The 10793-nt window shown below is 32.5% G+C and carries 13 protein-coding genes; 10 read left to right on the forward strand and 3 right to left on the reverse strand.

All coding sequences use genetic code 11. The features are described 5' to 3' along the window. Positions 1-10: 10 nt before the first annotated feature. Positions 11-1117: an alanine racemase gene (alr, locus tag RM697_RS06300; protein WP_311427013.1), complete on the reverse strand. Its 1107-nt coding sequence runs from the start codon at positions 1115-1117 to the stop codon at positions 11-13. Further along, the gene (locus tag RM697_RS06305) at positions 1110-1760 is read right to left on the reverse strand and encodes a thymidine kinase (protein WP_311427014.1); all 651 of its coding nucleotides are present in this window, start codon (positions 1758-1760) and stop codon (positions 1110-1112) included. The genes alr and RM697_RS06305 overlap by 8 nt, the downstream gene beginning before the upstream one ends. 101 nt (positions 1761-1861) lie before the next feature. Here RM697_RS06305 and RM697_RS06310 point away from each other — a divergent pair, with 101 nt between their 5' ends. The 9 genes from RM697_RS06310 to RM697_RS06350 all read left to right on the forward strand — a co-directional run bounded on the left by RM697_RS06310 (position 1862) and on the right by RM697_RS06350 (position 8330). Further along, positions 1862-2605, forward strand: coding sequence for a DUF8457 domain-containing protein (locus tag RM697_RS06310; RefSeq protein ID WP_311427015.1), 744 nt, complete (start codon positions 1862-1864; stop codon positions 2603-2605). 2 nt (positions 2606-2607) lie between these two features. Further along, entirely contained in the window at positions 2608-2961 is a 354-nt protein-coding gene (locus RM697_RS06315; RefSeq protein WP_311427016.1) for a DoxX family protein, read from the forward strand. Next, on the forward strand, positions 2961-3632 hold the full coding sequence (gene rsmI, locus RM697_RS06320; RefSeq protein WP_311427017.1) for a 16S rRNA (cytidine(1402)-2'-O)-methyltransferase: 672 nt from the start codon (positions 2961-2963) through the stop codon (positions 3630-3632). The genes RM697_RS06315 and rsmI overlap by 1 nt, the downstream gene beginning before the upstream one ends. Then, the gene (locus RM697_RS06325; protein WP_311427018.1) at positions 3632-4201 is read left to right on the forward strand and encodes a uracil-DNA glycosylase family protein; all 570 of its coding nucleotides are present in this window, start codon (positions 3632-3634) and stop codon (positions 4199-4201) included. The genes rsmI and RM697_RS06325 overlap by 1 nt, the downstream gene beginning before the upstream one ends. Before the next feature lie 105 nt (positions 4202-4306). Then, positions 4307-5215 (forward strand): DUF3078 domain-containing protein, encoded by a 909-nt coding sequence (locus tag RM697_RS06330; protein ID WP_311427019.1) that lies wholly within the window; start codon positions 4307-4309, stop codon positions 5213-5215. A gap of 117 nt (positions 5216-5332) precedes the next feature. After that, positions 5333-6136, forward strand: a complete 804-nt coding sequence (locus tag RM697_RS06335) for a DUF6090 family protein (RefSeq protein ID WP_311427020.1) — start codon at positions 5333-5335, stop codon at positions 6134-6136. Next, positions 6129-6854 (forward strand): DUF6090 family protein, encoded by a 726-nt coding sequence (locus RM697_RS06340; protein WP_311427021.1) that lies wholly within the window; start codon positions 6129-6131, stop codon positions 6852-6854. The genes RM697_RS06335 and RM697_RS06340 overlap by 8 nt, the downstream gene beginning before the upstream one ends. Then, a complete protein-coding gene (locus RM697_RS06345) occupies positions 6847-7581 on the forward strand; it encodes a DUF6090 family protein (protein ID WP_311427022.1) in 735 nt (244 codons plus the stop codon). The genes RM697_RS06340 and RM697_RS06345 overlap by 8 nt, the downstream gene beginning before the upstream one ends. After that, positions 7578-8330, forward strand: a complete 753-nt coding sequence (locus RM697_RS06350) for a DUF6090 family protein (protein ID WP_311427023.1) — start codon at positions 7578-7580, stop codon at positions 8328-8330. The genes RM697_RS06345 and RM697_RS06350 overlap by 4 nt, the downstream gene beginning before the upstream one ends. Here RM697_RS06350 and hflX read toward each other — a convergent pair. Beyond that, positions 8327-9535, reverse strand: coding sequence for a GTPase HflX (gene hflX, locus RM697_RS06355; protein WP_311427024.1), 1209 nt, complete (start codon positions 9533-9535; stop codon positions 8327-8329). The genes RM697_RS06350 and hflX overlap by 4 nt on opposite strands. A gap of 73 nt (positions 9536-9608) precedes the next feature. Between hflX and RM697_RS06360 the strand changes: the two genes are divergently transcribed. Continuing rightward, positions 9609-10562, forward strand: coding sequence for an endonuclease/exonuclease/phosphatase family protein (locus tag RM697_RS06360; RefSeq protein ID WP_311427025.1), 954 nt, complete (start codon positions 9609-9611; stop codon positions 10560-10562). Positions 10563-10793: the final 231 nt, after the last annotated feature.

Below are 10793 nucleotides of genomic sequence, written 5' to 3' on the forward strand. Positions count from 1 at the left end.
CACACTTGTATCAACTTAATATTGAGCGTTTTACGCGTTGAGAAATAGACGTTAATATCTCATACGATATGGTATTTACAGCGATGGCTAACTCATTAGCTTTATGTGAGTTGTCAAAAACTATGACTTCATCACCTTCATTACACTCAATATCAGTGATGTTGACCATGATCATATCCATACAAATGTTACCAATAATAGTGGCCTTTTTATTATTAATTATTACATAACCTTTACCATTACCAAACTGTCTACCAATGCCATCTGCATGACCAATAGGAATCGTTGCAGTTTTTTCGAAATGCTTAGCAGTGTAAGCTCTGTTATAGCCAACTGTTTCATTAGGTTCTAATTTGTGAATTTGAGAAATCACAGACTTTAAATTAGCAATAGGTTTTAAATTAGAATTTTCTTTAGTTGAATTTCCAAAACCATAAAGACCAATACCACAGCGTACCATATCCAAATGTGCTTCAGGATAATTAATTACTCCAGATGTATTACATAAATGAGTCCAAGGACTGTAATTTATTTTACTTTTAAACTCTGTAACTAGAGTTTTAAAAGTATTGATTTGATTTTTAGTAAAACGTTCTTCGTTTTTGTCCTCACTAGCAGCTAAATGCGAAAACAAAGATTTAGCGATAATACTATTGGTGTTTTTTAATTTTGTAACAATGTAATCAATATCATTTTCCCAAAATCCAAGCCTGTTTAATCCTGTATTAAACTTAATATGTACAGGATAATTATTTTGAACTTCTTGTTCTGCAACTGAAATAAATTCGGTAAGAATTTTTGGACTGTATAGACTTGGTTCTAAACAACCTTCAATAATTTTTTTGAAATTAATGGGTTGAGGATGTAATACGAGAATTGGTAAGGTAATCCCTGCGTCTCGTAGGGCAATACCTTCTTTGGTGTAAGCGACTGCTAAATAATCTACATGTAAGTTTTGTAAATGTTTAGCAATACAAATGGCATCACTACCATAGGCAAACGCCTTAACAACAGCTAAAAATTTAGTATTGGGTTGTAACTTAGATTTTAGGTAGTTAAAATTATGAGTAAGCGCACCCAAGTTTATTTCTAAAACAGTTTCTTGGGCTTTAGCCATTAGATGCTTTTTGAGATTTAGAAATTACCTCCTCAGCGTCATTAACTTTCATGTTTCGTACTTTATCACGGAGCATACTTTTGTAATATGCAGCTCTGCTGAGTGGTTCATATTCGTCAACTTCGCCCAATAAAACCAAATCATCACTTTTGGCTTTTCTGTAACTATACTGAGCTAAATTTCCTGTTTTAGTACAGATAGCATGTACTTTAGTAACATATTCAGCAGTAGCCATTAAGTATGGCATTGGCCCAAAAGGATTGCCTTTAAAATCCATGTCTAAACCAGCAACAATAACACGAATACCTTTATTAGCAAGATCATTACATACTCTCACTATTTCATCATCAAAAAATTGTGCCTCATCAATACCAACCACATCACAGCCATCTGCTAAAATAGGAATGTTAGCAGCTGCTGGTACAGGCGTAGAACGTATGGAATTATCGTCATGAGAAACCACTTCATCTTCATTATAACGCGTATCTATAGCAGGTTTAAAAATTTCTACTTTTTGCCTAGCAAACTGAGCTCGTTTTAAGCGTCTGATGAGTTCTTCTGTTTTTCCCGAAAACATAGAGCCACAGATAACTTCTATCCAGCCAAATTGTTCTTTATGATTTACTGTATTTTCGAGAAACATTTTGTAATTTTAAAGACTAAAACGAAACAGATTTCGTTTCTATAAAGGTGACGCAAATTTAATAAAAATCAAAAGGTATTAGCATATTAATCTTTTAAATTATGAAGAAGAAACTAGAATCAGAACTTATAAGCATTGCGCATAGAGTTCTAAAATTAAAAGGTAAGGAAGATGTAAAGAAGATGTATGATGAGGTAGCACTTCTTCAAGAAAAATTAGCTGTTTTAAAGTTTGCTCACGAAAATTTTGAAGACGACATACCAACCATTGGAAGTAACTCTTCATTTTTTGGCATGTTGGATGCAGCTTTCAATAATAAAGTAAGTGATAACATTGAAGTAGAGGATAAGATCTATGTTAACTTAGATGAGAAGGAAGAGCAGGAGATAACACAACCTTTAATGGAAAAAATTAAAGATATGGTAGCACATATGCCTCAAGAAGAAGCTCAAGTAGAAACATTATTTAAAGAGCCAACAAAGCCTAATGGAGCCTATAAAAACGATTTTGAAGACATAACTGCTGATTTTGCAAAAATACCAGAATTTGAACCTATTGAAGATGCAAAAAAACGCGAGGAGGAGGAAAAAAAATCTTTGAATGACAAACTTAAAGGTAATGGTTTGCAAATAGGACTTAATGATAAAATTGCCTTTATTAAACATCTATTTGATGGTAAGAACGAAGATTATGATCGTGTTATATCTCAAATAAATACATCAACTACACTCCAAGACGCTAAGCTATTAATTCAAAATATAGTTAAACCAGATTACAATAACTGGGATGGTAAAGAGGACTACGAAGAACGTTTAATGGAGATTATTGAAGGGAAATTCAGTTAATAATGAATTACCGAAAAATTAGTTATTGGGTAAGTACTATCATAGTATGCAGTGTTATGCTGTATTCGGCAACGATGTACTTTACAAAAACCGAAATGATAAAAGGTTTTTTTGAAAGCTTTAACTATCCTACTTACCTTGTTATTCCTTTAGCAATCGCTAAAGTATTAGGCATTGTAATGTTACTCTGGCGTTACAGCAAATGGTTAACAGAATGGGCTTATGCAGGTTTTTTCTTTGATTTACTTTTAGCAAGTGCTGCACATTATTTTGCTGATCATGGTATTGGGCTTTCAGTTTACACCATACCTTTTCTTTTAATATCTTACTTTTTAGGAAAAGAAATTAGAGATTAATGAGTAAATTATACTTAGTACCAACACCAATCGGAAATCTAAAAGATATAACATTTAGAGCCATTGATGTTTTAAATGAAGTAGATCTCATATTAGCTGAAGATACTAGAAATTCAGGAAAACTCTTGAAGCATTTTGAAATTTCGACCTCTATGCAAAGCCATCATATGCACAACGAGCATAAAACGGTTAAAAGTATTGTTGAAAAACTAAAGTCTGGATTGCAAATAGCATTAATAAGCGATGCAGGAACACCAGCTATTTCAGATCCAGGATTTCTCCTTACAAGAGCCTGTTTAGAGGAAGATATTGCAGTGGAATGTTTACCAGGAGCAACGGCTTTTGTACCAGCTTTAGTAAACTCTGGTTTACCAAACGATAAGTTTGTCTTTGAAGGGTTTTTACCTGTAAAAAAAGGGCGACAAACAAGACTAAAGTTTTTGGCAGAAGAAACCAGAACTATGATCTTTTATGAGAGTCCGCATAAACTCTTAAAAACCTTAGCCAATTTTTGTGAGTATTTTGGAGAAGACAGGTTAGTATCAGTGTCTAGAGAGTTAACAAAGCTTTACGAAGAAACTCAAAGAGGCACTGTAAAAACAGTTTTAGAGTATTATACAAACAAACCACCAAAAGGCGAGATTGTTATTGTGGTTGAAGGTAAAAAATAATGCAAGACTTACTTCACAACATTAGGCAATGCAAAATCTGTGAGCAACATTTACCATTTGGCCCTCGACCTATTGCAACAGCACATCAAAAATCTAAAATAGTTATTATTGGTCAAGCACCAGGAACTAAAGTGCATGCCTCAGGTATTCCTTGGGATGATGCTAGTGGAAAGCAATTACGACAATGGCTTAACGTTTCAGACCAGGATTTCTATGATGAAACTAAGTTTGCCATAGTACCTATGGGGTTTTGCTATCCAGGTAAAGGCAAAAGTGGTGATCTTCCTCCCAGACCAGAATGTGCACCTCAATGGCATAAACCACTATTTGATAAGATGGAAAGCGTAGAGTTAATCCTTCTTATTGGTATGTATGCACAGAAGTATTATCTAAAAGATAAAGCAAAGCGCACTTTAACAGAAACGGTTGCTAACTATAAAGGGTATTTACCTTTATATTTTCCATTGCCACATCCAAGTCCAAGAAACCGATTTTGGCTCAGTAAAAACCCATGGTTTGAGAAGGAAATAGTTCCACATTTACAAAAATCTGTTAAAAATATTTTTTAATTGGGTACTCTAGTGACTTTCATTTTTTATTAGTGTCAAATCCCTGAGAAGAGTATTTGTTTATCAAATAACAAGACCTATCTTTGCAACTTTAAATTAAACAACATGAAAAAAATTACATTTTTATTACTTTTTTGTTTCGGAGTATTTACTATCAATGCACAAACAAAAGAAGAATTAGAAGCTCAAAAAGCTGAAAAACAGGCTGAGGCTGATAAATTTCAGGGCGAAGCAAATGCTTTACAAGCCCAAATAGATGCACTACCAGGATGGCGAATCGGTGCTTTTGGTACTATTGGAGGAAGCTTATCTAACTTTAACAACTGGTTTTCTCAAGGAACACCAAATAACGTTTCTGGTAATATTGGAATTACTGCCAATGTTTTTGCAAACAAAATTGAAGACAAATATTTCTGGAGAAATGCTTTAACTGCAAATTTAAACTGGGTAAAGTTAGACGATAAGGATAATGGAACAGATGCCGATTCAGACTTTAATCCAACTACAGATGTCTTTAACTTATCATCTTTATATGGTTATAAATTAAGTGATAAATGGGCTGTATCTGCATTAGGTGAATACAGAACAACCTTATTAGATAACTTTAACGATCCTGGATATTTAGATCTTGGTGTTGGTGCAACATGGACTCCACTTACAGATTTAATTGTGGTGATTCATCCATTAAACTACAACATCGTTTTTGCTGATAATGATGCAGTTTTTGATTCGTCATTGGGTGCTAAAATTGTTGCAGATTATACAAGACAAGTTGGTGCTGTAAACTTTAGAACAAACTTTACAACATTCCAAAGTTATAAGGATGGTGACTTGTCTAACTGGACATGGACTAATGGATTTAGCTACACATTATGGAAAATGATTGGTGTAGGTTTCGATTTTGCTTTAAGAAGCAACAAGCAAGAAGCTGCAAACTTCCAAGGCGTTGCTTTAGAAGCTGCCGATAATAAATTACAGTCGTTTTATACTATTGGATTAAGCTACGCGTTCTAAACCAAACAACATAAATTTTCAAAAGCACCTTTTATGAGGTGCTTTTTTGCTTTTATAATGTTTTGCAAAATAAATCAGTAACTTTAGAAACCAACTAAAAGTACTTCCGTTCATAGAATGATCAAATTCTTCCGTCAAATACGCTACAAACTTATGAGTGATAATAAAATGGGTAAATATTTTAAATACGCTATTGGCGAAATTCTACTCGTAGTTATTGGAATTCTAATTGCGCTTCAAGTTAATAACTGGAATAATTCTAGACTAGACCAAAAACTTGAGAGTGACTATTCTGATAGAATTATAGAAGATTTAAAAGAAGAGGAAGCTATTTTAAATGCAGTTTTAAGCTACAATAAACAAGTGTTGTTTCACGCAAAAAATGCTGTTAAGGTTTTTGAGAATTCGCCTAATCAAAATAATAACCCTTTAGAGGTTTTAATTGACATGTATCAAGCCAGTCAACTTCAAGACCCAAATTCAGCCATGTCCACTTATCAAGAATTGATTGCATCTGGCCAAATAAACCTCATACAAAACGAAACGTTTAAAACGGCAATAATTCGATACTACGAAGCTGACTGGACAGAAACTGAAGTTATGAAAATTCCGAACAATTACAGAACAAACCTGAGAGGGAAAATGCCAGATGATGTACAGTCCGAAATACGAGCTAACTGCGATGATATTTATATTAAAATAAGGGAAAGCATTGAAGTGGCATTACCTGAAAACTGCACTATAAGCTTGGAAACAAATTATGCCCTTCAAGTGGTTAATCAACTAAAGGCTGATAGTAGTTTAAAAAAAGACTTAAGATTTTTAATAGGTAACGTTGAAGCAAAGTTAAAGAGTATAAATTCTTCGAAAGATATGTTGCAAAATATTCTAAGCACGTTTAATATTGATTCTAATGATTAAATTCTTCCGACATATCCGTAAAAACTTACTCATGGAAAACAAAACATCCAAATACTTTAAATACGCCATAGGCGAAATAATTCTAGTAATGATCGGTATTTTGCTTGCATTACAGGTTAACAATTGGAATGAGAAAAGAAAAGAGAGCCTTGAGTATCAGAAATTTATAATTAAGTTAAAGTCTAATCTTCAAGATGATATTAATCTTTATAATCAGGCAATTGATGATAATACAAATCATTTAAAGCACTTAGACACTTCTCTAATGATTTTAAAAAACCACAAGACCTATACCACTAAAGATTTGCAACCTCATTTAGCATATATTCAATATTTAAGTCGCTTTAACAGCAATAATACTGCCTATATTAATTTACAATCTACTGGAAAGCTTAATATAGTAACCAATGACTCATTGTCCGATAAACTAATTCTATATTACAGAGATATAACCTTACAAGAAAAAAGCATTACTGCAGGTATAGATGCTTATAACAGAAATACATTTGGCCCTTTGCTATTAGAGTTCGACTTTAAAAACCCTTCTTCAGAATTCGGCTATAAACCATTAATAGCTTATGCGAAAAATCCTAAAATTGTAAATAGTATTGAATTAAAAAGCATTATGCTTAATTTAATTATTAGAAGATATACTGAGCAAATTGAAAATGCAGAAAGTATAATAAAGCTTATTCATTCAGAAATAAAGCATGATTAAATTCTTCCGCCATATACGTCGCTCACTAATCCAAAAAAACCAAATGGGTAAATACTTTAAATATGCCATTGGTGAAATCATTCTTGTGGTGATTGGGATTCTAATAGCATTAAGCATTAATAATTGGAATCAGAAAAGAATACAATTAATCGAAGAAAAAAAACTAGTTCAAAACATATTAAATGATTTAGAAGCCGATAATAGGCGTTTTGTATTGAATCTAGAAGAAGGAGAGAATATATTGCAAGTATATAAGCAACTGTACGAAATAGGTGTTGTTGGTAAAGACATTATTATCAACAAACCTCACCATGTGAGAAGACTTTTGACTATGGCCGAAGTACTAAATAAAGATTACACTAGTATTAGTGATAATATATCTAATGCAAGTATTAAGGAAAGACTTCATACTTACGATTTAGAACAAAAAATGACTGAGGTTGCATTTAAGGAGTTTCGAAAAGTTATTGAAGATAGAATTCGTATCTATCTTGGCGAAAAAGAACTTTATGAATTAGAGCGTCTTTATAATAAACCTGTTGATGAAGATTTTGTCTTTATTAATGCTGAGAAACTTATTGCTTTGGCTAAAACTATCGAGTTTCAACAGCTATTATTCGAAGCAAAACTAAAACTCGATGGCGTAACAAGTAGACTAAAAAAACTGCTAGAAAGCAACTTAGAATTAAGAGATTTTATCAATGAAAAAATGGATTATTATCAATGATTAAATTCTTTAGACATATAAGACAACAATTAGTTATGGAAAACAAAACAGGTCGTTACTTTAAATACGCCATAGGCGAGATTATCCTTGTGGTTATTGGAATCTTGATTGCGTTAAGTATTAATAACTGGAATACTAACAGATTGGTAAAGGCCAATGAAGTAAATAGTTTAAAACAATTGAATATAGATTTAAAAGAAAATTATAAAGAGCTTACAGATATATATAACTATATAGACAACAGTAATAATTGTGGAAAAAAATTACTCAATCATTTAGAGCATAATACTACTATTACAGATTCTCTGAGATATTGGGTTGAAAGGTTTAGCGGTGGTAATATTTTTAATAATGCTAATACCACCTACAAAAATCTCGAAAATAGCTCGCAAAATATTATCTCCAACGACTCATTACGATTGCGCATTACACTTATGTACGAGTATGATTTTGCAAATGTCCACAAAAGAGAGCAAATGGTTTATCAAGAGTATTTTCCAATTTATAAGAAAGAGTTACTTGAGAATTTTAAAACAGGACCAATTGTAGATCAATGGTTAGAGCACCAAACATTAGAAATTAATACGCCAAAAGATATTGAAGATTTAAGAGAAAACGATACGTTTAAAAACGCATTTGTTCAATTATATAACTTTAGATTATTACGATTAAACTGGTTAAATGAAACTATTCCAACGTTAGAGAAGCTCATTACTGATATTGATAAAGAAATAAAATCTAAAGATTAAATCTCCTCAACATCAGGATATAAAAACTCGTTATAAGGAAAACGCTGCACATGTATTTTACGCACTTCTTTATAGACACGTTTTCTAAAACGGTCTAAGTTTTCCTTATTTAATGCAGAGATAAATAAAGCTTTATCACCAACCTTATGCATCCAGGTACGTTGCCATTCTTCTATGGAGAAATGGGCTGAGGTACGTTCTTCAATCAAATCGGTATCGTCAAAAGGTTCTGGTTTATAAGCGTCAATCTTATTAAATACCATAATCGTAGGCTTACCCAAACTTTCTATATCTGTAAGTATATTGTTAACAGACTCTATATGTTCTTCAAAATTAGAGTGAGAAATATCTACAACGTGCAATAATAAATCTGCCTCACGTACTTCATCTAATGTACTTTTAAAGGATTCCACCAATTGCGTTGGTAGTTTTCGTATAAACCCAACAGTGTCACTCATTAAAAAAGGCAAGTTGCCAATAACCACTTTACGAACTGTTGTATCTAAGGTTGCAAAGAGTTTGTTTTCGGCAAAAACTTCACTTTTACTGATAACATTCATTAGTGTAGATTTACCAACATTGGTATAACCCACTAATGCTACTCTAACCAATTTACCGCGATTGCCACGTTGTACTGCCATTTGCTTATCAATGGCCTTAATTTTCTTTTTTAATAAAGAAATTTTATCACGTACAATACGTCTATCGGTTTCAATTTCGGTTTCACCAGGACCACGCATTCCAATACCACCTTTTTGCCGTTCCAGGTGTGTCCACATGCCTTTTAATCGAGGTAATAAATATTCACATTGTGCTAATTCAACTTGAGTCCTAGCATAACTGGTTTGTGCACGTTGGGCAAAAATATCGAGGATAAGGTTGGTTCTGTCTAAAACTTTACAGTTTAAAATTTTACTAATATTTCGTTCTTGTGCAGGAGAGAGTTCATCATCAAAAATAACAGTGCCTACCTCATGCACTTCAACATATTGGCGCACATCTTCCATTTTACCAGTACCTATAAAGGTCTTTGGATTTGGCATTACCATTTTCTGAGTAAAACGTTTAAGAACCTCACCACCTGCAGTATATGTAAGAAACTCAAGCTCATCTAAATATTCTTTAGATTTTACGTCGTCTTGTTCTTTGGTAATGATACCTACAAGTACCGTTTTTTCTAAGGATATGTCTTTCTTTTCAATCATAAAGTATTCGAAAGCGCAAAGTTACACAATTGAATAGAGTTGGATTTACTATTTTCGTCATTAAATCTTATTTATGAGCCAACGTTCTAATAGTGATAAAAAATACTGTATTGCTTTTTACAATTTAGAGAACCTCTTTGATACAGTAGACGATGCATTTACTAATGACAATGACTTTTTACCAAACTCAGCAAAACGCTGGACGAATAAACGATTTGATAGAAAAGTTTACAAGCTTGGTTTAGCCATATCTAAATTAGGAAAAGATACCGTTGGTGCTCTACCTGCTATTGTTGGTTTAGCTGAAGTAGAAAATAAAGAAGTTATTAATGCACTCATTAATTCTGAATATTTAGAACATGTTAATTATAGCATTGAGCATTATGATTCCTCGGATGAGAGAGGGATTGATGTTGGACTAATTTATAATGAAGACGTGTTTACTGTAACGTCCTCTAAAACGTATACAGTTTATCTAAAAGATGATGATGGCGAACGTGACTATACACGAGATATTTTACTAGTTTCTGGAAAAATGGAAGAGGAAGAAGTTCACTTTATAGTTAACCATTGGCCTTCTCGTAGAGATGGCGAAGTGCTTACGAATAGTAAACGTGTTACTGCAGCAAAACATGTTTCAGATATTATTGCAGAATTAAGACAAGACCATGATGATCCTCAAATTATTGTTATGGGAGATTTTAATGATAACCCAGATAACGACAGTTTAAAGCATCTTGTAAATAACGATGGTTTGTTTAACCCAATGGAAACCATTTGGTCACCTGAAAAAGGAAGTCAGAGTTATGATTTTAATTGGAATATGTTCGATCAAATATTGTGTTCTATCAATTTTTTATCCTCTGATAATTCTAAATTACGATTTTTTGAAGCAGATGTTTATGATGAAGAATACTTAACTCAGTTCAGAGGTAAGTATAAAGGCACACCCTTTAGAACTTATGTAGGTAAAAAATATAAAGGCGGTTATAGTGATCATTTTCCGGTTTATATGATTTTAGAATAGCGTATTTTCTGATATATTTAAGACCTTTACTTTTGGTCGTGAAAAAAAGCCGTTAATCTATTAAATTCTTGTTAATAGCCTGTTGAAAGGCTTTTTTTTTATATTCGATTCCCTTTGAGAAATCAAGATTCTCAAGGTTCTTAAGCCCTCTATCTTCTATTGAATAGCCTAAAGTTAATAACTAACTTATAATCATAGGATTATAACATAATATTTTTAACCTAATTAATC

The sequence above is a fragment of the Microcosmobacter mediterraneus genome (genome assembly GCF_031846265.1).
In the GTDB taxonomy this organism is placed as follows: Bacteria; Bacteroidota; Bacteroidia; order Flavobacteriales; family Flavobacteriaceae; genus Microcosmobacter; species Microcosmobacter mediterraneus.

Excerpts from the sequence above, each read along its gene's own strand:
- RM697_RS06340 (WP_311427021.1), top strand. The coding sequence starts at position 6,129 with ATGATTAAATTCTTCCGACATATCCGTAAAAACTTACTCATGGAAAAC.
- RM697_RS06350 (WP_311427023.1), top strand. The coding sequence starts at position 7,578 with ATGATTAAATTCTTTAGACATATAAGACAACAATTAGTTATGGAAAAC.
- RM697_RS06310 (WP_311427015.1), top strand. The coding sequence starts at position 1,862 with ATGAAGAAGAAACTAGAATCAGAACTTATAAGCATTGCGCATAGAGTT.
- RM697_RS06325 (WP_311427018.1), top strand. The coding sequence starts at position 3,632 with ATGCAAGACTTACTTCACAACATTAGGCAATGCAAAATCTGTGAGCAA.
- RM697_RS06345 (WP_311427022.1), top strand. The coding sequence starts at position 6,847 with ATGATTAAATTCTTCCGCCATATACGTCGCTCACTAATCCAAAAAAAC.
- RM697_RS06360 (WP_311427025.1), top strand. The coding sequence starts at position 9,609 with ATGAGCCAACGTTCTAATAGTGATAAAAAATACTGTATTGCTTTTTAC.
- RM697_RS06315 (WP_311427016.1), top strand. The coding sequence starts at position 2,608 with ATGAATTACCGAAAAATTAGTTATTGGGTAAGTACTATCATAGTATGC.
- RM697_RS06335 (WP_311427020.1), top strand. The coding sequence starts at position 5,333 with ATGATCAAATTCTTCCGTCAAATACGCTACAAACTTATGAGTGATAAT.
- hflX (WP_311427024.1), bottom strand. The coding sequence starts at position 9,535 with ATGATTGAAAAGAAAGACATATCCTTAGAAAAAACGGTACTTGTAGGT.
- RM697_RS06305 (WP_311427014.1), bottom strand. The coding sequence starts at position 1,760 with ATGTTTCTCGAAAATACAGTAAATCATAAAGAACAATTTGGCTGGATA.
- rsmI (WP_311427017.1), top strand. The coding sequence starts at position 2,961 with ATGAGTAAATTATACTTAGTACCAACACCAATCGGAAATCTAAAAGAT.
- RM697_RS06330 (WP_311427019.1), top strand. The coding sequence starts at position 4,307 with ATGAAAAAAATTACATTTTTATTACTTTTTTGTTTCGGAGTATTTACT.
- alr (WP_311427013.1), bottom strand. The coding sequence starts at position 1,117 with ATGGCTAAAGCCCAAGAAACTGTTTTAGAAATAAACTTGGGTGCGCTT.